This is a genomic window from Trujillonella humicola (assembly GCF_046233715.1).
Lineage (GTDB): Bacteria > Actinomycetota > Actinomycetes > Mycobacteriales > Geodermatophilaceae > Trujillonella > Trujillonella humicola.
This window is the reverse complement of the sequence record NZ_JBJNRJ010000013.1, coordinates 31,558-53,221: the sequence shown is the minus strand read 5'-3', so window position 1 is coordinate 53,221 and position 21,664 is coordinate 31,558. Positions and strand designations below refer to the sequence as shown.

Here is a 21,664-nt window from a genome sequence, read left to right as displayed (position 1 = left end):
CCCCCGGTGTGCAGAATGAGAATCATTCCCGCTATGCTCCTCCGCATGATCACTGCACGTCCCTCCCTCATCCGCCTGTCGGCGCTCGGCGCCGCGGGCCTGCTCCCGGCCGCGTGCTCGTCGGACTCCGACTCCGGCGCCGCGGGCTCGACCTCCTCCGCGCCGGCGTCGACCTCGTCGGCCGACACCTCCCCCGCCTCGTCCGCGACCGAGCTGCCCGCGCCGCAGCCGCGGGTCACGCTCACCTACGACGGTGGTCTGCTCGTGCTCGACGGCACGACCCTCGAGGTCGTCGGCGACCACGAGATGGACGGGTTCCTGCGCGTCAACCCCGCCGGCGACGGCCGGCACGTGATGGTGACGACCGCCGAGGGCTTCCAGGTCCTCGACACCGGCGTGTGGACCGACGGCGGCACCTCCTACGCCGCGGACTCCGAGCTGACCGACGACGTCTTCGAGGCCGAGGAGGCCGGGCACGTCGTCGTCCACGGTGACCGGACGGTGCTCTTCGCCGACGGCACCGGCGACATCACCTCCTTCGCCACCGCCGACCTGCTCGACGCCGACGGGCTGCCCGAGACGCAGACCTGGGAGTCGGAGGAGGCCCACCACGGCGTGGCCATCGAGCTCGAGGACGGCAGCCTGCTGTCCACCCTGGGCACCGAGGAGGCGCGGACCGGCGTGCGGGTGCTCGACCCCTCCGGCGAGGAGGTCGCCCGCAACGAGGAGTGCCCGGGCGTGCACGGCGAGGGCACCGTCGCCGGCGAGGTGGCCGTGTTCGGCTGCCAGGACGGCGTCCTGATCTACGACGGCGAGTTCACCAAGGTCGACGCCCCCGACGAGTTCGGGCGCATCGGCAACATCTTCACCACCGAGAGCTCCCCGGTGGCGCTGGGTGACTACCGCACCAACCCCGACGCCGAGGGCTACCTGCTCTCCCAGGTCGTGCTGATCGACACCGCCACCGCCTCGCTGCGGGCCGTCCCGCTCCCCGAGGGTGCCGAGTACACCTTCCGCGACCTGGCCCGCCGGCCGCAGGACGAGGCCGTGCTGCTCACCACCGACGGCAACGTGCACCTGCTCGACCCCGGGTCGGGCGAGGTGCTGGCCTCCTACCCCGTGGTCGCGCCCTGGGAGGGGCCGGAGGACTGGCAGGACCCGCACCCGGCGCTGAAGGTCCACGACGGCATCGCCTACGTGACCGAGCCCGCCGCGAACGCGGTGCACGCCGTGGACCTGGCCACCGGTGAGGTCCTCGCCACCGGCGAGCTCGACGTGACCCCGAACGAGATCGCGGTGGTCACCGGCTGACCCCCGGCTGCTGCTCGGCGACGGGCTCCCCCGGCTCCAGCGGGGGAGCCCGTCGTCGTGTCTCCAGGGAGCCACGTCCCCGGGTGATCGGCGGACCGGCGTGGAGTCTCGCGAGTAGTTAGGTTAGCCTCACCGACCATGGCGGCGATGGCCCTGCACGGTGACGACCTCGTCCTCGGCTACTCCGGCACCACCGTCGTCCACGGGGTCTCGGTGCGGATGCGGCCGGGCGCGGTCACCGCGCTGCTGGGCCCCAACGGCAGCGGCAAGTCCACCGTCCTGCGCTCGCTGGCGCGGTTGCACGCGCTCGACGCGGGGCGGATCAGCGTCGGGGACGCCGGCGACCGGCTCGAGGACGCCGCCCCGCTGTCCGCCCGCGAGTTCGCCCGCCGGGTGACCCTCCTGTCCCAGTCCAGGCCGCACCCCTCCGGCCTGGGCGTGCGCGACGTCGTCTCCTTCGGCCGGCACCCGCACCGGCGGCGCTTCGCGGCGCTCGACGACGCCGACCGCGCCGCCATCGACTCCGCGATGGCGCTGACCGGGGTGTCGGCGATGGGGGCCCGGCCGATCGACCAGCTCTCCGGCGGAGAGCTGCAGCGCGTGTGGCTGGCCACCTGCCTGGCGCAGGACACCGGCGTCCTCCTGCTGGACGAGCCGACCAACCACCTCGACCTGCGCTACCAGGTGGAGACCCTCGACCTGGTCCGCCAGCTCGCCGACGACCACGGGACGGCGATCGGCGTCGTGCTGCACGACCTCAACCACGCCGCCACGGTCGCCGACACGGTGGTGCTGCTGCAGCGCGGGCGGATCGTCGCCGCCGGCCGACCCGAGGACGTGCTCACGGCCGAGCACCTGTCCGCGGTCTACGAGCTGCCCATCGCGGTGCACACCGACCCCGACACCGGCCTGCTGCGCGTCGAGCCCCGGGCCCGCCACCACGAGCGGCGCCGCCGGCCGGTCCCGGCACCCGGCTGAGCCCGCCCCCCCTCCCAGAACCCGCACCACCCCGTACGACACAGGAGACCCCCATGCCCAGCAGAGCCCTCACCCGCACCGTGTTCGCGGTCGTCGCCTCGTCGATGGCGCTGACCGCCTGCGGCACCACCGACGACTCGGAGTCCGGCGGCGGCACCGAGGCCGGGGCCACGTCCGGCGCCGAGGGCTGCGACGGCGTCGAGCCGTCGACCGACCCGGTGAGCGTCACCGACGCGATCGGGCGCACCGTGGAGCTCGACGCCCCCGCCGAGCGGGTGGCCGTGCTGGAGTGGCAGCAGACCGAGATGGTCCTCTCGCTGTGCCTCACGCCCGTCGCCGTCGCCGACCCCGAGGGCTACTCGCTGTGGAACACCGCCGAGGAGCTCCCCGACGGGGTGGAGGACGTCGGCCAGCGCGGCGAGCCCAACCTCGACGCGCTGTTCGCGACGAACCCGGACCTGGTGATCGTCGAGACCTACCCGGACGACCCGCTGATCGCGCGGCTGGACGAGTACGACGTCCCGGTGCTGGCCACGGTCGGCGCCGACGCGGCCGACCCCATCCAGAACATGCAGGACACGTTCACCACGATCGCCGAGGCGACCGGGCGGACCGACCGCGCGGAGACGGTGCTCGAGGAGTTCGAGGCCTCGCTCGAGGAGGCCAAGCAGACGGTGGAGGACGCCGACGTCACCGTCACCGACTTCGTGTACTTCGACGGCTACGCCCAGGGCGGGAACGTCACCTTCCGGCCGTTCGGGCAGGGCTCGCTGTTCGGTGAGCTCGGCGAGGAGCTCGGCCTCACCAACGCCTGGACCGGCCCGGTCGACGAGCAGTACGGCCTGGGCTCGACCGACATCGAGGGGATGCGGCAGGTCGGCGACGCCACCTTCTTCTACACCGGGACCGAGACGCCGGACTACGAGATCCTGCCGCTGCTCGAGGGCAACGACGCCTGGACGTCGATCCCGGCCGTGGCCGAGGGGCGCGCCTACGCGTTCCCGACCGGGATCTGGACCTTCGGCGGCCCGCGCTCGGCGGAGCAGGCGCTGGATGCCTACGTCGGCCTGCTGACGAGCTGACCGGTCCGTGACCCGGCCCGACCACCTGCCCGCGGCCCCCGAGCGCAGCTCGGTGGCCGCGGGCCCGCTCACCGATGCGGCAGCCGCCGCGGCGGCCGCACCCGAAGACCCGAGGACGTCGGTCGCGGCCCTGCGGCCGGCCGGCGCCGCGCGTCTCGTGGGTGCCGCGGCCGCCCTGCTGGTCCTGCTCGGCGGCCTGCTGGTGGTGGCGGGCTGGCACCTCACCCAGGGCACGTCGGGGGTGGGGGCCGGGGACCTGGTCGGGCTGCTGACCGGCCGCGACGACATCGACGGCGGCACCCGCGACGTCCTCGTCGGCTCGCGCATCCCGCGGCTGGCCGCCGGGATCACCGTCGGCTTCGCCCTCGGGGTGGCCGGCGCCCTCTTCCAGTCCCTGGCCCGCAACGCGCTGGCCTCACCGGACACGCTGGCGGTGACCGGGGGCGCCTACTTCGCCGTCACCGCGGTGGCGGCCTTCGGGCTGACCATCCCGATCGCCGCCTCCGGCGCGGTCGCCTTCGCCGGCGGGCTGCTCGCCGCCGGTCTGGTGCTCGGGCTGGCCGGCGGCGGGGGCACCTCGACCACCCGCCTGGTCCTGGCCGGCACCGCGGTCGCGCTGGCCCTGCAGTCGGGCACGGCGGCGCTGCTCATCCTCTTCGAGCAGCAGACGACCGGCCTGTTCGCCTGGGGTGGCGGCTCGCTGAGCCAGCTGGGGATGGCGGCCTTCCAGCGGGCGCTGCCGGTGGTGCTGCTGGCCACGCTGGGCGCGCTGCTGCTCGCCCGCCGGCTGGACCTGCTCGGGCTCGGGGACGACACCGCCGGTGTCCTGGGCGTGCCGGTGCGCTCGACGCGGGTCATCGGCACCCTGCTGGCGGTGCTGCTCACGGCGGCGTCGGTCACCCTGGCCGGCCCGATCGGTTTCGTCGGGCTGGCCGCGCCGGTGGTGGCCAGGCTGCTCGCGCGCGTGGTGCCGGCGCTGCAGCGGCACGCCGTCCTCGTGCCCGCCGCGGGTCTGGTCGGGGCGATCGTCGTCGTGCTGGCCGACGCGGTGATCCGCGCCGTGCTGGGGGCCGACGAGGCGATCCGCATCCCCACCGGCATCACCACGACGCTGCTCGGAGCGCTGCTGCTCGTGGTCCTGGCGCGCCGGAGCCGCGACTCCGGACCGACGCGGCAGCCCGCGGCCTCCGGTGCGCCGACCCGCAGCGCCCGGCGGTTCGGCATCGTGCTCGCCGTCGTCGTCGCGGTGGTGGCCGGCGTCGCCCTGCTCGGTCTGCTCGCCGGCAACACGTGGCTGCGGACCGGCGACATCGGCCTGTGGCTGGGCGGCGAGGGCTCGCCGTTCATCCGCTTCGCGCTGGACGAGCGTGCCCCCCGCGTCGCCGCCGCACTGCTCGCCGGAGCGGCCCTGGCGCTGTCCGGATCGCTGGTGCAGGCCACCTGCCGCAACCCGCTGGCCGAGCCGGGCCTGCTCGGGATCACCGGCGGTGCCGGGCTGGGCGCGGTCGTCGTCGCCGGTGGCGCCGGCGCGGGCGGCGCCACCACGCTGGCCGCGGCGACCGCCGGTGCGCTCGTCGCCTTCGCCGTCGTCTACGGCCTGGCCTGGCGGCGGGGCCTGGATGCCGACCGGCTCGTCCTCATCGGGATCGGCATCTGGTACGGCTCGGTGGCGGTGACGACCTTCCTGCTGCTGCGGGCCAACCCCTTCGACACGCCGCGGATCTTCACGTTCCTCTCCGGGACGACCTACGGCCGCTCCTGGGGCGAGGTGGTGCCGGTGGCGCTCACGCTGCTGGTCGCGATCCCGCTCGCCGTCGCCGTCCGCCGCGAGCTGGACCTGCTGGCGCTCGACGAGGACACCCCGCGGCTGGTGGGCGTCGGGCTCGAGCGGGTCCGGCTGCTCGTCCTCACCGTGGCCGCGCTGCTCGCCGCGACCAGCGTGGTCGCCGTCGGCGTCGTGGCCTTCGTCGGGCTCGTCGCGCCGCACCTGGCGCGGGCGCTGGTCGGCGGCCGGCACGCGCGCTCGGTGCCGGTGTCGCTGCTGGTCGGCGCAGCCCTGCTCGGCGTGGCCGACGTCGTCGGCCGCACGGTGCTGGCCCCCTCGGAGCTGCCGTCGGGCCTGGCCGTCGCCGTCATCGGCGCGCCGTACTTCGTGTACCTGCTGGCCCGCTCCCGGGTCTGAGCCGCCGGAGTCAGCGGGCGGCGTTCCAGTAGCCGGTCAGCCGGACCCGGTCGCGCGCCAGGCCCGTCTCGCGCCGCAGGGTGGTGCGCAGCTCGCGCATGCGCGCGGCCTCCCCGGCGCCGAACACGAACAGCCCGTCGAGGTCGTCCAGCACCGGGCTCCCGGCCAGCGCCGCCCGCACGCCGTCGAGCAGCGCGGGGGTCGTGCCCGGCGCCGCGCCCGACCGGTGGACCCAGCGCAGCTCGACGCCGGGGCGGGTCGGGAGCTCGATCCGGACGCCGGCATCGGCCGTCTCGGCCACGACCACCGCCCGGGCCTCCTCGGGCAGCCCGTCCAGGACGGCGGCGACGGCGCCCAGCGCCGTCTCGTCGCAGACCAGCAGGTGGGTGCGGACGCCCTCCGGCGGGGCGTAGCTGCGGCGGGTGCCCCACACCGCGACCGGAGCGCCCGGCCCGGCGGCGGCCAGGCGGCTGCTCACCGCCCCCTCGTCGCCGTGCAGCACCAGCCACACGACACCCTCGCCGACGGCGGCCCGCCGCGAACGCATCGTGTAGGCGGCGCGGGGTGCGTCCTCCAGCGGGATCCCCGCCATGTCGGCGGCGGTGAAGCCGGTCCTGAGCACCTCGGCCGGCGGATCGGGCATCAGGACGGCGTACTCGTCCCCGCCCCGCACCGGCAGCGGGGCGAGCCCGGCCAGCGTCAGCTCGAGCAGGTTCGGCGCCAGCAGGCGGCGGGCGGCGACCGTCGCGGCCACGGTGGTCATCCGCTGGTCCTCGAGGTGCTCGGCCTCGATCGAGGTGAGCGGCTCGCCGGCGCCGACGACCCCGCGCGCGGCGGCCACCAGTCCCATCAGCGCCCCGTAGATCTCCAGCGACGTGCGGGCGGGCGAGGCGAAGGGGACGTGCACCGGCCGGTCGGCGCCGTCGGGGCCCGCGACGGCCAGCCGGAGACCGTCGGTCCCCACGCCCAGGATCTCGGCCGACCGCGCGTCCGGCTGCCGGCCGAGCGCCCGGGCGACCAGGAGCACGGTGTCGGCGTGCTCGTCGCCGACGTGGTCGAGCCCCTCGGCGAGCTCGGCCGCCTCGTGCGCCGGGAGGTCGACGTCGACGACGGGCAGGCCGGCCGCCGCGGTGCCGGTCACCGGGCACCACCGGCGGCGGTCGGGACGTGCGGCGTCGTGCTCGCGGGCATGGGGTCCTTCCGGTCGATCGGCGGTGGACGGCGCCCGTCCGGCGGCACGAGGGTGGTCCGCGCGGCAGCCGCCGGCGGGTCGGCTTAGGGTAGCCTCACCTGGCTCCGGATGGGGAGGTCCGTGCCGCGGCGAGCGGCTCCGCCCGCTCGACGACCCGGTCCGGGCGGCCCGGTCCTGACCGCGCCGGATCAGAAGACGTAGGGGTCGGCGGGTGTCTCGATCGGCCGGACGTCGACCGGTGCGATGACCGCCTCGGGGAAGCCCAGGCTCGGGTGGGTCACCGGAGGCGCCCAGGTGCCGACGACCTCGACCCACTGGTCGGGCACCAGGTCGCCCTGCGGCCCGTCGACGACGACGGTGACCCCGACGGCGTCGGCCGCGCAGCAGGAGATGCGGATCCGGGCCACGTACCAGCCGCCGCCCTCCCGCGGGACGACGAAGCCCGTCAGCCGGACCTGCCGGCCCTCCAGCGGCGACACGTCGTCGTGCAGCGCGCGCCAGCGGTACTGGACGAGCGGCAGGGTGCGGTGGTCCTGCCCCTCGTCGTCCGGGCCGAGGGAGTCGGCGACCGCGCCCGTCGGCACCTCCGCCGGCGTGGTCTGCCGGGCCACGGTGAACGAGCCGAGCGCCGGTGGGGCCACCAGGGCGAGGACGACGACCGGTGCCACCAGCAGCCAAGCCACCCGCGGCGCGCCGTGCGCGTGACCGTGCTCGTCGTCGTCGTGGTCGTGGCCGTCGGGGGTGTGGTCCTCTCCCTCGGGGTCGTCGTCGGCCGTGCTCCGCTGCCGCCACACCCGCAGCAGCCCGAGCAGCGCGACGGCCAGCAGCACGACCGCCGCGATCAGCAGGAACGGCCGGAAAGCGCCCTGCACGTAGGCCAGGTGGGCGTCGGTCAGCGCCACCTGCAGGACGTACCCGCCCAGCAGGAGCAGGACGGCGTGCGAGGTCATGCGGTCCACGACGGCCTCCTCACAGCAGGACGGCGCCGACGGCGACCGCGGCGAGCACGGCGACGACCAGGGTGACGGGGGCGAAGCGGGCCGCGAAGCGGGGACCGAACGTGCCGGCCTGCAGGGCGATGAGCTTCACGTCGACCGCGGGCCCGACGACGAGGAAGACCAGCTTGGCGGTGGGGGAGAAGCCCACCAGGCTCGCCGCGACGAACGCGTCGGCCTCCGAGCAGATCGCCAGGACGACGGCGAGCGCGGCCAGGACGAGCACCGACAGCACCGGGGAGTCGGCGACGGCGTCGAGCCACGCCCGCGGGACGACGGTGTTGAGGGTCGCGGCGGTCAGGCCGCCGACGACGAGGAAACCGCCGGCGTGCAGCAGGTCGTGCTGGACGCCGGCGCGGAAGGTCTCCAGCCGGCGCTCGCCGGGGGCGGGGACGTGCCCCTCGCGCAGCCGCAGCCACCCGGGCCGGCCGAACGACGCCCACAGCCAACCCATGACCAGGGCCACCAGCACCGAGGCCACGAAGCGCGCCAGGACCATCTCCGGCTGCCCGGGGAAGGCGACGGCCGTCGCCACGAGGACCACCGGGTTGATCGCCGGCGCGGAGAGCAGGAAGGCCAGGGCGGCGGCGGGCGGAACCCCCCGGCGCATCAGGCTGCCGGCCACCGGGACCGAGGCGCACTCGCAGCCCGGCAGCACCGCTCCGCTCAGCCCGGCCACGGGCACGGCGGCGGCGGGCCGGCGGGGCAGGGCCCGGGTGAAGAACGACGCCGGGACGAAGGTGCTGATCGCCGCCGACAGCAGCACGCCGAACACCAGGAAGGGCAGCGCCTGCAGGCACACGGCCACGAACACCGTGGACCAGGCCTGGACGGCCGGCTCGTCGAACACCGCCGGCCGCAGGAAGTGCAGGACGGCGATGAGGCCGAGGACGACCAGCAGGACGTCGCCGGAGTGGGGCCCCCGGCGCCGCGGCGCGGTGGTCGCGGGACCGGGGGCGGTCGCCGGTGCTGCGGTGGACACGGACCCTCCGTCGGTCGCTTAGGAACGATTGCCGTTCCGAGCCGGAGACCCTGCCATAGCGGGCGCCCGCGAGGGGGCTCCCCGCTCGCCGTGTCCGGTCAGCGGCGGGAGGTGGGACAGGGCAGCAGTGCCATCTCCCGGGCGCTCTTGACGGCCCGGGCGACCAGGCGGTGCTGCTGGGCCGACAGGCCGGACACCCGCCGCGAGCGGATCTTGCCGCGATCGGACAGGTACGTGCGCAGCACGGCGACGTCGTGCCAGACGAACGGCTCGGGCAGCTCCCGCCGGCGCCGCGCCGGCGGCCGCCGCTGCCCGGTCACCAGCTCGACTTCCGGATGCCGGGCAGCTCGCCGCGGTGGGCCATCTCGCGGAAGCGCACCCGCGAGAGGCCGAAGTCGCGCAGGTGCCCCCGCGGGCGGCCGTCGACGACGTCGCGGTTGCGCAGCCGCGTCGGGCTGGCGTCGCGGGGCAGCCGCTGCAGCGCCGGGCGGGCGGCCGCCCGCTCCTGCGCGGTCGCGGCGGTGCGGGCGGCCTCGCGCAGCGCCGCCCTCCGCTCGGCGTACCGGGCCACCACCGCGCGGCGGCGGGCGTCGGCGGCGATCTTCGAGGTCTTGGCCATCAGCGCTCCTCGCGGAAGTCGACGTGCCGGCGCACGATCGGGTCGTACTTGCGCAGCACGAGCCGGTCGGGGTCGTTGCGCCGGTTCTTGCGGGTCACGTAGGTGTAGCCGGTGCCGGCCGTGGACTTGAGCCGGACGATCGGCCGGATGTCGGTCGCTCGCGCCATCAGGCACCTCGCCCCGCGCCGAGCCGCCGCCGCACTGCGGGGTCGGTCCGGCGCAACCGTGCGACGACGGCCTCGATGCCCTGGACGTCGATGGTCTTGATGCCCTTGGCGGAGACGGTCAGGCGCACGTAGCGGTTCTCGCTGGGCAGCCAGAACCGGCGGTTCTGCAGGTTCGGGTCGAAGCGCCGCGGCGTCCGCCGGTGCGAGTGGCTCACCGACCGGCCGAAGCCGGGCCTGCGGCCGGTCACCTCGCAGTAGGTCGACATGGTTCCTCCTCGGTAGGTGCCACCACCCTAGCGAGAACGATTCCCATTCCGGATAGGGTGGGGGCATGCCGACGGACCAGCGCACCCCCGTCCTGCTCGTGACCGGCCTCGACCGCGCGCTCACCGGCGCCGCTGCCGGGGCGCTGGGCACCGCACGACCCGGCACGGTCGTCGTCCACCACGACGTGCGCGACCTCGGGTCCGGGGTCGTGCTGCGCACCGTGACCGAGCACGGGCCCGGCGGGCCCCGGACCGCGCGCGAGGCGCTCGAGCTCGCCCACGGCTGCGTCAGCTGCACGTTGCGGCTGGACCTCCTGCCGCTGCTGCGCACCCTCGCCCGGCGGGTGGAGGTGACGCGGATCGTCGTCCACCTGGACCCGGCGCTCGAGCCGGAGCACCTGTGCTGGGCGCTGGACGCGGTGGTCCTCGACGACGGCGCGGTGGAGACCGCCGGGGACTCGGTGCGGGTCGAGGCGGTCGTCGCCGTCCTCGACGCGGCCGCGTGGCTGGACGACGCAACCGGCGAGGACGATCTCGCCGACCGGGGGCTGAACGCCACCCCGGACGACGAGCGCACGCTCGCCCAGGTCGCCGTCGGCCAGGTGACCTTCGCCGACGCGGTGCTCCTGGCCGGCCGGCCCCGGGACGGCTGGCAGGCCGCCCGGCTGGAGGCGGTGCTGGACCGGATGGTCCCCGGCGTGCCCCGCGCCGACCTCGAGCGCTGGCGGCGCGGGCCGGAGGACGTGCTCGCGGCCATCGGGCCCGACGCCCGGCGCGGCCGCGTCCCCAGCGCCCACGACCCGCTGCTGGCCGGCGAGCCACCGCTCGAGGAGGACGCCGGGATCGCGCTGGTCCACGTGACGGCGCACCGGCCCTTCCACCCCGAGCGGCTGCACGACGCCCTCGACGTGCTCCTCGACGGGGTGGTGTGCAGCCGCGGCCGGCTCTGGCTGGCCACCCGCCCGGACCGGGCGCTGTGGCTGGAGTCCGCCGGTGGCGGGCTGCGCATCGGCGACGCCGGCCCGTGGCTGGCCACCGACCCCGACGACCACGCGTTGTGGGCCGGTGTCAGCCCGGAGCGCCGCGTCGCCGCCGCGCTGCGCTGGGACCCGCTGCACGGCGACCGCGACGTCGACGTCGTCGTGCTCAGCCACCGCCAGCCGCCGGCCGTGGTGACCGCGGCGCTGGAGTCCGCGCTGCTGACCGACGAGGAACTGGCCGCGGGTCAGGACGCCTGGTCGCGGTGGCCGGACCCCTTCGGCGACTGGCACGCCGACCCCTGCGAGGCATCGACCCCGGCGGACGACGAGAGCGCGCACGCCACCACCCGAGAGGAGAACTGATGCGATCCGGCATCCACCCCGAGTACCGCACCGTCGTCTTCCGCGACGCGGCGAGCGGCGCCACCTACCGCACCCGGTCCACCATCGCGACGAGCCAGACCGTCGAGCTCGACGGGGAGGTCCTGCCGCTGGTCGTCGTGGACATCTCCGCGGCCTCGCACCCCTTCTGGACCGGCAGCCAGCGGGTCATGGACACCGCCGGGCGGGTCGAGCGCTTCGAGCAGCGCTACGGCCGGCGGTCCCGGCCCGGCAGCGGGAGCTGAGCCGTGGCCGACCCGGGCGGCCCGCTGGTCATCCTGTGCCAGGGCCACCGCTGCGCGGCGCTGCACCGGCTGGCCGGTGACGCGGGCGCGGCGGGCGTCTCGGCGGCGGTCGCGGGCAGCCGCGGCGCCGTCCTCGTCACGGCCGGGTGCCTGGGCCGGTGCTCGCTCGGCGCGCTGGCGGGCGTGGCGCACCGGGCGCCGGACGGCGCCACGTCGCCGGCGCTGTGGCTGGGGGGCATCGAGGCGCCCGAGCGCGCCGCCGCGCTGTCCCGCTGGGTGGCCGGTGTCGGGCCGACCACCGACCCGTGCCGCGACGTGCCCGCCGAGCTCCGCGAGGCGGTCGCGGGCATCGGCCCGCCGCCGCTGCTGCGACCGGCGTGAGGCGTCAGTTCGCGGCGGCCCGGCAGTCCGCGCAGGTGCCGAAGATCTCCAGGGTGTGGCTGACGTCGGCGAAGCCGTGCTCGCCGGCCACCTCGTCGGCCCAGCGCTCGACGGCCGGGCCGGCCACCTCCACGGTGCGGCCGCACGAGCGGCACACGAGGTGGTGGTGGTGCTGGCTGCTGCAGCGCCGGTACAGCGCCTCGCCGCTGTCGGTGCGGATGGAGTCCAGCTCGCCGTCGTCGGCCAGCGACTGCACCGCGCGGTAGACGGTGGACAGGCCGACCTTGCCGCCGGACGAGCGGAGCTTGGCGTAGACGTCCTGCGCGCTGTGGAATCCCTCGAGGTCCTCGAACAGCATCCGGATGGCGTCACGCTGCGGAGTCGGGCGAGTCACACCCCCATCGTGGCACGACCCGCCGCGGGCGTGGGTCAGCCGAACGAGCGGCCCTCGCCGCGGTAGGTCGCGACGGTGCCCGTGAGGTCCCCGCCGGCGAGGACGTGCAGGACGTCTACGTGCTCGGCGAGCTCGCCGGCCTTGGCGTGGCGGAACCACACGCGGTCACCGATCGCCAGCCGGTCGGCCGCGGCCCCGCGCAGCGGCGTCTGCACCTCGCCGGCGCCCTCGGTCCCGGTGGTCCGCAGCCCCGCCGGGTGCACCGGGACCGGCAGCCGGTCGGCACCGGGCGGCCCCGAGGCGATCCACCCGCCGCCGGCCACCGTGACCGTCCCGGGCGCCGGGCGGCGGGTCACCGGCAGGGCGAACAGCGCGGCGGGCCGGCCGCGGAAGGCGCGGTACCCGTCGAACAGGGCGGGGGAGTACAGCCCCGACCCGGCCGCCACCTCCGTGACCGCGGGGTCGGCCGCCGTCGACTCCAGGCTCCCGGTGCCGCCGCCGTTGACGAACTCCAGCTCCGCGACGTCGCGCACGGCGGCGACGGCGGCTGCCCGCCGCCCGCGCAGCTCCCGCACGGACATCGCGTGCACCCGGCGTACCGCCAGCCCGCGCAGCGGCCGCCCGGGGGGCGCGTCCTGCACCCCGGCCACCTGCGCCTCGTAGGCCATGAGGCCCACCAGCCGGAATCCCGGCCGCTGCACGACGGCACGGGCCAGCGCGGCCGCCTGTGCCGGGGTGTGCACCGGGGACCGTCGGACGCCGACGTGCAGCCGCCCGCCCGCTGCCCGCAGCGACGCGTCGAGGTCCAGGCAGACCCGCACGTGCGGCCGGGAGCCGGGGGCGGCGACCGCGTCGACGAGGTCGAGGTGGTCGGTCGAGTCGATCATGAGCGTGACGCGGCCGGCCAGCGCCGGGTCGGTGGTCAGCCGGCGCAGGGCGGAGCGGTCGGCGGTGGGGTAGCCGACGACGACGTCGTCGCACACCGGGTCGTGCCCGCCGGCCAGCCACAGCGCCTCCGCCGCCGAGTAGGCGAGCACGCCGGAGAAGCCGGGCCGTGCGAGCACCCGCCGCAGCACCGGTCGGCTGCGCACCGACTTGCTCGCCACCCGGATCGGCCGGCCGCCGGCGCGGCGCACCAGGTCGGCGGCGTTCGCGTCGAGGGCGTCGAGGTCGAGCACGGCCAGCGGCGGGTCGAGGTCGGCCGTCGCCGCGTCCAGCCGGGCCCGGGCGCTCTCGCCCTCGCTGACGGAACGGTCCACGGTCGGGGAGCATGCTGTGCCGCGACGGACTGGGTCAACCGTCCCAATAGCCTGCCGGCGTGGGCGAGCGGTGGCGCAACTGGGCGGGCGACCAGCGGGCCGACGGCGTGACCGTCGTGCACCCGGCGGGCACCGACGCCATCGCCGCGGCACTCACCTCCGCCGCCGCGCAGGGACGGCGGGTCCGCCCGCTGGGCAGCGGTCACTCCTTCACCGCCGTCGGCCGCCCGGACGACGTCGGGCTGGCCCTCGACCGGCATGCCGCTCTGGTCGACGTCGACGCCACCGGCCTGGTCACCGTCCAGGCCGGGATGCCGCTGCACCGGCTGACCACCGAGCTCGCCGCCCGTGGCTGGGCGCTGACCAACCTCGGCGACATCGACCGGCAGACCGTCGCCGGCGCCCTGTCCACCGGCACGCACGGCACCGGCGCGGCCTTCGGCGGCCTGGGCACCCAGGTCCGAGGCCTGCAGCTCGTGACGCCCGACGGTGCGGTGCTGCGCTGCTCGCCCGAGGAGCACCCGGCCGTCTTCTCCGCCGCCCGCATCTCCCTCGGCGCGCTCGGCGTGCTCGACACCGTGACCCTGCAGGCCGTGCCCGCCTTCGCGCTGCGCGCCGAGGAGGGCCCGGCGGCGCTGCCGGAGCTGCTGGAGGGCTTCGACGCGTTCATGTCGTCCACCGACCACGTCGAGTTCTACTGGTTCCCGCACACCGACCGGTGCCTGACCAAGCGCAACACCCGAGTGCCGCTGACCGAGGTGGCGCCGCTGCCCCGGCTGCGGGCGCTCTGGGACGACGAGCTGCTGGCCAACGCCGGGCTCGCGGCCGTCGTGGCCACCGGCCGGCGGGTGCCCGCGCTGGTCGGCCCGCTGGCGCGGTTCTCCGCGGGGGCGCTGGCGCCCCGCACGTACACCGACGCCGCGCACCGCGTCTTCGTCTCCCGCCGGCGGGTCCGGTTCCGCGAGATGGAGTACGCCGTGCCCCGGGACGCCGCGCCGGCCGTGCTGGCGGAGCTGCGCCGGGTGGTCGACGCGAGCGACTGGCGGGTGCCGTTCCCCGTCGAGGTGCGGGTGGCCGCGGCCGACGACGTCCCGCTGTCGACGGCCCACGGCCGCGAGACCGCCTACGTCGCCGTCCACGTGCCGGCGCGCAGCGAGCCGGGGGAGTACTTCCGGACCGTCGAGGCGATCGCCGGCGCCGTGGGCGGACGGCCGCACTGGGGCAAGCTGCACTCCCTGGACGCGGCCGCGCTGGCCGGCAGGTACCCGCGCTTCGCCGAGTTCACCGCGCTGCGCGGGCGGCTCGACCCCGGCGGCGTCCTCGGCAGCGCGCACCTCGACCACGTGCTCGGGCCGGCCTGAGGTGGCCCGGCTGGCCGTGGCCGACCGGCGCGAGGCCCTGGCCGAGGCCGCGCTGCGGGTGATGGCCCGGAACGGGCTCGCCGCCGGCACCACCCGCGCCGTCGTCGCCGAGGCGGGGATGTCGCTGGCGAGCTTCCACTACGCCTTCGCCTCCCGCGACGAGCTGCTCGCCGAGCTGGTCCGCCGGGTCGTGGGCCGGGAGCTGGCCGCCGCCACCGCGGAGCTGGACCCCGCTGCCGGGCTGGCCGGCTGCCTGCGGGGCGCTGCCGGCGGCTACCTCGCCCACCTGGAGGCGGCCCCCGGCGTCGAGCAGCTGATGCTGGAGCTGACCCTGCACGCGGTGCGCGACCCGGCCCTGCGGCCGGTCGCCCGGCAGCAGTACCGGGCCTACGCCGCGGCGGCGACCGACCTGCTGGAGCGGGCCGCGGCGGTGACCGGGACGGCGTGGCGGGAGCCGGTCGCCGAGCCGGCCCGGCTGCTGGTCGCGCTGGTCGACGGCGCGACGACGACGTGGCTGGTCGACCGCGACACCCCGGCCGCCCGCGCGACGCTCGACGCCGGCGTCGACCTGCTGGTCGCCCGCCACGCCGCCGGCTGACGGCCGGGCCTGGCGGAGGAGATCCGTGGGCGTGACGCCCGCGGATCTCCTCCGCGGCCGCAGTCAGGGGGTGAGCAGCACCTTGACCGCGCCGTCCTTCTTTTCCCGGAAGTTCTTGTAGGCCTCCGGGGCCTGCTCGAGCGGCACGTGGTGGGTCGCGAAGTCGTCGACGCCCAGCGGGTCGCCCTCGGCGAGGATCGGCAGGATGTCGGGCACCCACCGCCACACGTTGGCCTGACCCATCCGCAGCTGGATCTGCTTGTCGAACATCCGCATCAGCGGCAGCGGGTCGGTCGCCCCGCCGTAGACACCCGACAGCGAGATGGTCCCGCCGCGCCGCACGGCCTCGATCGCGGTGTTCAGCGCCGCGAGCCGGTCGACGCCGGCCACCTGCATGACCTTCTCCATGATCGCGTCGGGCACGATCGCCGTCGCCTTCTGCGCGATCGAGGCCAGCGGTGAGCCGTGCGCCTCCATGCCGACGGCGTCGATGACGGCATCGGGCCCGCGGCCGTCGGTGGCGTCCCGGATGGCCTGCACCACCTCGGCCTGCTCGGTGGAGCGGATGACCTGCGTGCCGCGGCGCGTGGCCCGGGCGATCCGCTCGGGGACGACGTCGGAGGCCCACACCCTCTCGATGCCCAGGTGGGAGGCGATCCGGGTGCACATGTCACCGATCGGGCCGAGGCCGAGGACCAGCAGCGTCCCGTCGGGCGGCACGGCCGCGTACTGCACCGCCTGCCAGGCCGTCGGCAGGACGTCGGAGAGGTAGACCCAGCGGTCGTCGGGCAGCCCGTCGGGGACCTTGATCGGCAGCGTGTTGCCGAACGGCACGCGCAGGTACTCCGCCTGCCCGCCGGGCACCTGCCCGTAGAGCTTCGTGTAGCCGAACAGCGAGGCGCCGAAGCCCTGCTCGCGGTTCTGCGTGGTCTCGCACTGGGACTGCAGGCCCTGCGAGCACATCCAGCAGGTGCCGCAGGAGATGTTGAAGGGGACGACGACGCGGTCCCCGGGCTTGACGGCGGTCACGTCCCGGCCGACCTCCCGGACGATCCCCATGGGCTCGTGGCCCATGACGTCGCCGACGCTCATGAACGGCGCCATGACCTCGATGAGGTGGAGATCGGAGCCGCAGATGCCGCTGGACGTCACCTCGACGACGACGTCGGTGGGGTCCTGGATCGTCGGGTCGGGGACGGTGTCCACCCGGACGTCGGCTCGGCCGTGCCAGGTCACTGCGCGCATGCGGGGGGCTCCTCTTACTCGGCGTCGGAGGGGTCCGACCAGAGGCCTCTGCCCGGTGGTGAGCCTCATCGCGCCCCGGATCGGTGTTCGACGGCGCGTCGACCACTCAGCGTGAGATCGGTTAGACGCAGAGCCGAATGACAACGGTGCAGGTCAGTGGCCTGCGCCACAGCAGCAATAGGTACTACCCCGCCTCAGAGATCACGAACCGGTCACGGCGTGTTTACATGGCTGCCGTCCTCTCCCCGGGACCCCACGCAACACGTCCTTGCCCCCTGCGGAAGTCAGGTGCATGTCCCAGCTCCACCACGACCCCGTCCTCGACGAGGCGACGGCACCCGTCCCGGGTCCCGGCACCCCTCTCGACGGCAAGGCGGCGGCAGCTCCGGCTCGCCCGGTACCGCCGGCGGGCGAGGTCCCACCGATCGTCCCGGGTCCGCGCCCGGAGGGCACGAGCCGACGAGGGAGCGGGTGGCCGCTCCGTCTCCGGGCGAGGCGGGCGCTCCGGCCCGCTCCGGCCGAGGCCGACGACCGCACCCACCTGACCGCGCCGGAGGACCTCGCGGACCTCACCGGTCAGGCGGAGGCCACGGCGCTGGCCGGCCTCGGGGAGGTCGCGGACGAGGCCGCCGCGCCGGTCGTGGTTCCCGCCCCCGCCGACGAGCCCGCCGCCGACGCTGACGCTGAGGCCGCCGACGGTGAGGCCGCCGAGACGTGCACGGTCCCGGTCGTCCGGGCCGGTCGCGGGCGGCACCGCACCGCGCTGGCCCGCCGCCGTCCCGTCGTCTACCTGGCCGCCGCGCTGGTCACCGCCGCCGGCCTCGGCGTGGTCGCCGGCGCGGAGACGAGGGCGTCGGCCGAGCCTGCGCAGCCGGTCGGCGAGTCGGTGAGCGTCGCCCGCGCCCTGGGCATCGAGGACACCGCGCCCGAGGCCCCGGCGCCGGTCGTCGCCGAGGCCGCGCAGCTCGCCGAGATGGCCGCCAGCCGGACCACCCGGGACATGGAGCGGTACGCCGCCGCGGTCGCCCAGCAGGAGGCCGACCAGCTGACCGAGCTCGCCCTCGCCGAGGCCGCCCGCCCCCGGGCCGTCCTCCCGGTCCAGGGCGCCCGGCTCACCAGCGGCTTCGGACCCCGCTGGGGAACCATGCACTCCGGCATCGACCTGGCCGCGCCCATGTACACCCCCGAGTACGCGGCCATGGACGGCGTCGTCCTGGAGGCCGGACCGGCCAGCGGCTACGGGAACGTGATCTACATCCAGCACGAGAACGGCGACGTCACCGTCTACGGGCACATGGAGGAGATCCTCGTCGCACCCGGCCAGGTGGTCCGCGCCGGCGACACGATCGCGCTGCTGGGCAACCGCGGCCAGTCGACCGGACCGCACCTGCACTTCGAGGTGCACGTGGGCGGGCTGAACGGCACCAAGGTGGACCCGATCCCGTGGCTGCGGGAGCGCGGCGTCGACATCTGAGGGAGGACCTCCCTGCTTCCCGCCACTCGCACGCTCGTGGCGGCCCCTGCAGGGAGGCCGACGTCGGGCACACTTCCCGGGGGGTACGGCCCGGGGAGGTGAGCCGCTGATGGGTGCGGGGCACGCGCACGGTCACTCCTCCGGTCACGACCACGGTCTCCACGGCACGGCCGCGGCCGGTCAGCGCCGCCGGCTGGCGTGGGTGCTGGCGCTCACCCTCGCCGTCCTCGGCGCCGAGGTGGCCGGGGCCGTCGTCTCCGGGTCGCTCGCGCTGCTGGCCGACGCCGGGCACATGGCCACCGACGCGCTGGGCATCGGCCTGGCCCTGGGTGCCGTCTCGCTCGCCCAGCGGCCGCCGCGCGGGCGGCGCACCTTCGGCTGGCAGCGGGTCGAGATCCTCGCCGCCGTCGCCAACGGCCTGCTGCTGCTGGGCGTCGGCGGCTACGTGGTGGTCGAGGCGGTGCGCCGGGTCTCCGCCCCGGCCGACGTGCACGCGCCGGTGATGCTGGTCGCCGCCGTCGCCGGCCTGCTCGTGAACCTGATCGGCCTGGGGCTGCTGCACCGAGGGCGGGGGGAGTCGCTGAACATCCGCGGCGCCTACCTCGAGGTGTTCTCCGACGCCCTGGGCTCGGTGGCCGTGATCGTCGCGGCGCTGACCATCGCGCTCACCGGGTGGACGCCGGCCGACACGGTGGCCTCGCTGCTCATCGGAGCCCTGGTCCTGCCCCGCGCCTGGTCACTGCTGCGCGAGGCCCTCGACGTGCTGCTCGAGGCGGCCCCGCGCGGGGTGGACCTCGACCAGGTGCGCGCCCACATCCTGGGGGTCGACGGCGTGCTGGCCGTGCACGACCTGCACGCCTGGACGATCACCTCGGGGCTGCCGGTGCTCTCCGCTCACGTCGTGGTCAGCGACGAGGCCCTCGCCGGCGGCCACGGCGGCCGCGTGCTCGACGACCTGTGCGCCTGCCTCGGTGACTGCTTCGACGTGGCGCACTGCACGTTCCAGCTCGAGCCCGCCACCCACGCCGCGCACGAGGCCCCCGTCCACGACTGAAGAAGGACCACCCTTCCCCCCACGCCTCGCAGGCTCGGCGCGGGCCCCTGAAGGGCGGCCGCTGCAGCGCGTCACCAGGTGGGACAGTGGACGGCGACGTCGGCAGGGGCTGGAGGCAAGCGGTGGACCACGGGCACCACTCGGGCATGTGGGTTCCCGGCGAACCGCCGTCGCCGGGGCGGCTGTTCCTGCCGCACCTGGACGCGTGGTCGGTGCTGCCGGTGCTCAGCCTGCTCGGCCTGGTCCTCTACCTGGTCGGCGTCGCCCGGCTGCGCCGGAGCGGGGTGTCCTGGCCGTGGTGGCGGACCGCCGCCTGGGCCGCGGGCACCCTGTCGATCGTCGCGGTCACCGGCACGTGGTTCAACGGCTACAGCATGGTGCTGTTCAGCGTCCACATGACCCAGCACATGGTGCTGTCGATGCTCTCGCCGCTGCTGCTGCTGGTCGCGGCGCCGGTCACGCTCGCGCTGCGCGCGCTGCCCCGCGGCAAGGGAGTGGCCGGGGCGCCGCGGGCGCTGCTGCTCGACGGGCTGCACAGCCGGCCGGCGCAGGCGGTCGCCTCACCGCTGTTCACCGTGCCGCTGTTCATCGCCAGCCTCTACGGCATCTACTTCACCCCGGTCTTCGACGCCCTGATGTCCTCGCCCGTCGGGCACCAGTTCATGCTCTGCCACTTCGTCGTCACCGGGCTGCTGTTCTTCGGGCCGGTGCTCGCGCAGGACCCGTGGCCCCGGCAGACCGGCCACGGCGGCCGCATGCTCGAGCTGCTCGCGCCGGTGCCCTTCCACGCCTTCTTCGGTGTCGCCGTGATGATGGCGACCTCGCTGGTGGTCGACAGCTTCGCCGAGCCGCCGGCCGGCTGGGGGATCGACCCGCTGCAGGACCAGGGCGTGGCCGGAGGCATCGCCTGGTCCTTCGGCGAGCTGCCGACCGCGCTGGTGCTCGCCGTCGTCCTGTTCTCCTGGATGCGCTCGGAGGAGCGCCGCGCCCGGCGCCTGGACCGCGCCGCCGACCGCACCGAGGACGCGGAGCTCGAGGCCTACAACGCCCGCCTCAGGGCGATGGCGGCCGACCGGCGCTGACCGGACGGTGTCGAGCGGACGGCGTCGAGCCGGCCTGCGACCATCGATCCGTGCCCCTCTCGCTGGTCATGACGGCCGACACGCACGTCCCCAGGCGCTCGCGCGACCTGCCCGGAGTGCTGTGGGAGGCCGTCGAGGCCGCCGACCTGGTGGTGCACGCCGGCGACTGGGTCGACGTCGCCCTCCTCGACGAGATCGAGCGGCGCGCCCGGCGGCTGCTGGCGGTGCACGGGAACAACGACCACGGGCCGCTGCGCACCCGCCTGCCGGAGGTCGCCCGGGCGGAGGTCGAGGGGGTCCGGCTCGCCGTCGTCCACGAGACCGGCGACGCGAAGGGCCGCGAGGCCCGCTGCGCGGCCCGCTTCCCCGACACCGACGTGCTGGTCTTCGGGCACAGCCACATCCCGTGGGACACCACCGCTGCGACCGGCCTGCGGCTGCTCAACCCGGGCTCGCCCACCGACCGCCGCCGCCAGCCGCACGGCACGTACCTCACCGCCGTCGCCGAGGACGGCGCGCTGCGCGACGTCACCCTGCACCGGATCCCCCGGTGAGCGGACGGCGGCCGTTCCCCGCCGCCGCGGTCGCCCTGCTGGCCTGTCCGGTGTGCGCCGCACCGCTCGCGCCGGTCGACGACGACACGGGCCTGCGCTGCGCGGCCGGGCACGCGTTCGACCGCGCCCGGCAGGGGCACGTCACTCTCCTCCCGCCGGGGCGCGCGCCGGCGGCCGGTGACACCGCGCAGATGGTCGCCGACCGCGTGGCCTTCCTCGGTTCGGGCGCCTTCGCCGGAGTCACCGCGGCGCTGGCCGACGCGGCGCTGGCAGGGGCGCGGCCGGCCGCGCTGCTCGACCTCGGCGGCGGCACCGGCCACCACCTGGCCGCCGTGCTCGACCGGCTGCCCGGCGCGGTCGGCGTCGTGCTGGACGCCTCGCGGTACGCGGCCCGCCGGGCCGCCGCCGCCTCGCCGCGGGTGCTCGCCGTCGTCGCCGACGCCTGGGCCCGGCTGCCGGTCCGCGACGCCGCCGTCGACCGCGTGCTCGGCGTCTTCGCCCCCCGCAACGGGCCCGAGACCGCGCGGGTGCTGCGGCCCGGCGGCCGGCTGGTGGTCGTCACGCCGGGGCCGGACCACCTCGCGGAGCTGGTGGGCCCGCTGCGCCTGCTGCGCGTGGACCCCGACAAGGACGCCCGCCTGGCGGGCACGCTGGCCCCCCACCTGGAGCCGGGGGCGGTGACGGTCCACCGGGAGGTCCTCGAGCTGCCGCGGCCGGCCGTGGCCACCCTCGTCGGGATGGGCCCGCACGCCCGGCACCAGCCGCCCGGCGCCGTCGCGGCCGGCCTGGCCGGGCTCGCGGAACCGGTCCGGGTCACCGTGTCCGTGCAGGTCAGCAGCTGGCTGCGGGCGGCGTGACCGCACCGTGACCGCACCGTGATCC

At 76.1% G+C, this 21,664-nt stretch carries 24 protein-coding genes; 14 read left to right on the top strand and 10 right to left on the bottom strand.

Annotated elements, in window-relative coordinates:
- Positions 1-45 precede the first annotated feature (45 nt).
- The 4 genes from aztD (at position 46) to ACK586_RS09400 (ending at position 5,553) form a co-directional block, all read left to right on the top strand.
- Positions 46-1,311 (top strand): zinc metallochaperone AztD, encoded by a 1,266-nt coding sequence (gene aztD / locus ACK586_RS09415; RefSeq protein ID WP_409330211.1) that lies wholly within the window; start codon positions 46-48, stop codon positions 1,309-1,311.
- 138 nt (positions 1,312-1,449) lie between these two features.
- Positions 1,450-2,289, top strand: coding sequence for an ABC transporter ATP-binding protein (locus ACK586_RS09410; protein ID WP_409330210.1), 840 nt, complete (start codon positions 1,450-1,452; stop codon positions 2,287-2,289).
- 53 nt (positions 2,290-2,342) lie between these two features.
- A complete protein-coding gene (locus tag ACK586_RS09405) occupies positions 2,343-3,371 on the top strand; it encodes an iron-siderophore ABC transporter substrate-binding protein (RefSeq protein ID WP_409330209.1) in 1,029 nt (342 codons plus the stop codon).
- A 7-nt stretch (positions 3,372-3,378) separates the two neighbouring features.
- Entirely contained in the window at positions 3,379-5,553 is a 2,175-nt protein-coding gene (locus ACK586_RS09400) for an iron ABC transporter permease (protein WP_409330208.1), read from the top strand.
- A 10-nt stretch (positions 5,554-5,563) separates the two neighbouring features.
- On the opposite strand, the gene ACK586_RS09395 is transcribed toward ACK586_RS09400, so the two are convergent.
- The 7 genes from ACK586_RS09395 to rpmB all read right to left on the bottom strand — a co-directional run bounded on the left by ACK586_RS09395 (position 5,564) and on the right by rpmB (position 9,774).
- Positions 5,564-6,694, bottom strand: coding sequence for an SIP domain-containing protein (locus tag ACK586_RS09395; RefSeq protein ID WP_409330207.1), 1,131 nt, complete (start codon positions 6,692-6,694; stop codon positions 5,564-5,566).
- A gap of 239 nt (positions 6,695-6,933) precedes the next feature.
- A complete protein-coding gene (locus ACK586_RS09390) occupies positions 6,934-7,695 on the bottom strand; it encodes a TIGR03943 family putative permease subunit (protein WP_409330270.1) in 762 nt (253 codons plus the stop codon).
- Between the two features lie 19 nt (positions 7,696-7,714).
- Positions 7,715-8,722, bottom strand: coding sequence for a permease (locus tag ACK586_RS09385; RefSeq protein WP_409330206.1), 1,008 nt, complete (start codon positions 8,720-8,722; stop codon positions 7,715-7,717).
- Positions 8,723-8,820: 98 nt separating this feature from the next.
- The gene (rpsR, locus tag ACK586_RS09380) at positions 8,821-9,042 is read right to left on the bottom strand and encodes a 30S ribosomal protein S18 (protein WP_409330205.1); all 222 of its coding nucleotides are present in this window, start codon (positions 9,040-9,042) and stop codon (positions 8,821-8,823) included.
- Positions 9,039-9,341, bottom strand: coding sequence for a 30S ribosomal protein S14 (gene rpsN, locus ACK586_RS09375; RefSeq protein ID WP_409330204.1), 303 nt, complete (start codon positions 9,339-9,341; stop codon positions 9,039-9,041). Before rpsN ends, rpsR begins: the two co-directional genes overlap by 4 nt.
- Positions 9,341-9,508 carry a 50S ribosomal protein L33 gene (gene rpmG / locus ACK586_RS09370; protein WP_089338437.1) on the bottom strand — a complete coding sequence of 56 codons (168 nt, stop codon included), beginning with the start codon at positions 9,506-9,508 and terminating at the stop codon, positions 9,341-9,343. The genes rpsN and rpmG overlap by 1 nt, the downstream gene beginning before the upstream one ends.
- The gene (rpmB, locus tag ACK586_RS09365) at positions 9,508-9,774 is read right to left on the bottom strand and encodes a 50S ribosomal protein L28 (protein ID WP_409330203.1); all 267 of its coding nucleotides are present in this window, start codon (positions 9,772-9,774) and stop codon (positions 9,508-9,510) included. Before rpmB ends, rpmG begins: the two co-directional genes overlap by 1 nt.
- 65 nt (positions 9,775-9,839) lie before the next feature.
- Here rpmB and mrf point away from each other — a divergent pair, with 65 nt between their 5' ends.
- Genes mrf through ACK586_RS09350 form a run of 3 tightly spaced genes read left to right on the top strand, consistent with a single transcriptional unit; the run spans position 9,840 to position 11,761 of the window.
- Entirely contained in the window at positions 9,840-11,117 is a 1,278-nt protein-coding gene (gene mrf, locus ACK586_RS09360; RefSeq protein WP_409330202.1) for a ribosome hibernation factor-recruiting GTPase MRF, read from the top strand.
- Positions 11,117-11,380: a type B 50S ribosomal protein L31 gene (locus tag ACK586_RS09355; protein ID WP_409330201.1), complete on the top strand. Its 264-nt coding sequence runs from the start codon at positions 11,117-11,119 to the stop codon at positions 11,378-11,380. Before mrf ends, ACK586_RS09355 begins: the two co-directional genes overlap by 1 nt.
- Positions 11,381-11,383: 3 nt before the next feature.
- Entirely contained in the window at positions 11,384-11,761 is a 378-nt protein-coding gene (locus tag ACK586_RS09350) for a hypothetical protein (RefSeq protein WP_409330200.1), read from the top strand.
- 4 nt (positions 11,762-11,765) lie between these two features.
- Here the strand turns inward: ACK586_RS09350 and ACK586_RS09345 are convergent, their stop codons facing one another.
- A complete protein-coding gene (locus ACK586_RS09345; RefSeq protein WP_409330199.1) occupies positions 11,766-12,155 on the bottom strand; it encodes a Fur family transcriptional regulator in 390 nt (129 codons plus the stop codon).
- A 35-nt stretch (positions 12,156-12,190) separates the two neighbouring features.
- Positions 12,191-13,414, bottom strand: coding sequence for an amino acid deaminase/aldolase (locus ACK586_RS09340; RefSeq protein WP_409330198.1), 1,224 nt, complete (start codon positions 13,412-13,414; stop codon positions 12,191-12,193).
- 59 nt (positions 13,415-13,473) lie between these two features.
- Between ACK586_RS09340 and ACK586_RS09335 the strand changes: the two genes are divergently transcribed.
- On the top strand, positions 13,474-14,775 hold the full coding sequence (locus ACK586_RS09335) for a D-arabinono-1,4-lactone oxidase (protein WP_409330197.1): 1,302 nt from the start codon (positions 13,474-13,476) through the stop codon (positions 14,773-14,775).
- Between the two features lie 16 nt (positions 14,776-14,791).
- Positions 14,792-15,373 (top strand): TetR/AcrR family transcriptional regulator, encoded by a 582-nt coding sequence (locus ACK586_RS09330; RefSeq protein WP_409330196.1) that lies wholly within the window; start codon positions 14,792-14,794, stop codon positions 15,371-15,373.
- Positions 15,374-15,436: 63 nt separating this feature from the next.
- Here the strand turns inward: ACK586_RS09330 and ACK586_RS09325 are convergent, their stop codons facing one another.
- Entirely contained in the window at positions 15,437-16,618 is a 1,182-nt protein-coding gene (locus tag ACK586_RS09325; protein WP_409330195.1) for an alcohol dehydrogenase catalytic domain-containing protein, read from the bottom strand.
- Positions 16,619-16,910: 292 nt separating this feature from the next.
- Here ACK586_RS09325 and ACK586_RS09320 point away from each other — a divergent pair, with 292 nt between their 5' ends.
- The 5 genes from ACK586_RS09320 (at position 16,911) to ACK586_RS09300 (ending at position 21,639) form a co-directional block, all read left to right on the top strand.
- Positions 16,911-18,092, top strand: coding sequence for a M23 family metallopeptidase (locus ACK586_RS09320; RefSeq protein ID WP_409330194.1), 1,182 nt, complete (start codon positions 16,911-16,913; stop codon positions 18,090-18,092).
- Positions 18,093-18,201: 109 nt separating this feature from the next.
- Positions 18,202-19,146: a cation diffusion facilitator family transporter gene (locus ACK586_RS09315; protein WP_409330193.1), complete on the top strand. Its 945-nt coding sequence runs from the start codon at positions 18,202-18,204 to the stop codon at positions 19,144-19,146.
- A 122-nt stretch (positions 19,147-19,268) separates the two neighbouring features.
- Positions 19,269-20,228, top strand: coding sequence for a cytochrome c oxidase assembly protein (locus ACK586_RS09310; protein WP_409330192.1), 960 nt, complete (start codon positions 19,269-19,271; stop codon positions 20,226-20,228).
- A gap of 50 nt (positions 20,229-20,278) precedes the next feature.
- Positions 20,279-20,782, top strand: coding sequence for a metallophosphoesterase family protein (locus tag ACK586_RS09305; RefSeq protein ID WP_409330191.1), 504 nt, complete (start codon positions 20,279-20,281; stop codon positions 20,780-20,782).
- Positions 20,779-21,639, top strand: coding sequence for a putative RNA methyltransferase (locus ACK586_RS09300; RefSeq protein WP_409330190.1), 861 nt, complete (start codon positions 20,779-20,781; stop codon positions 21,637-21,639). Before ACK586_RS09305 ends, ACK586_RS09300 begins: the two co-directional genes overlap by 4 nt.
- Positions 21,640-21,664 lie beyond the last annotated feature (25 nt).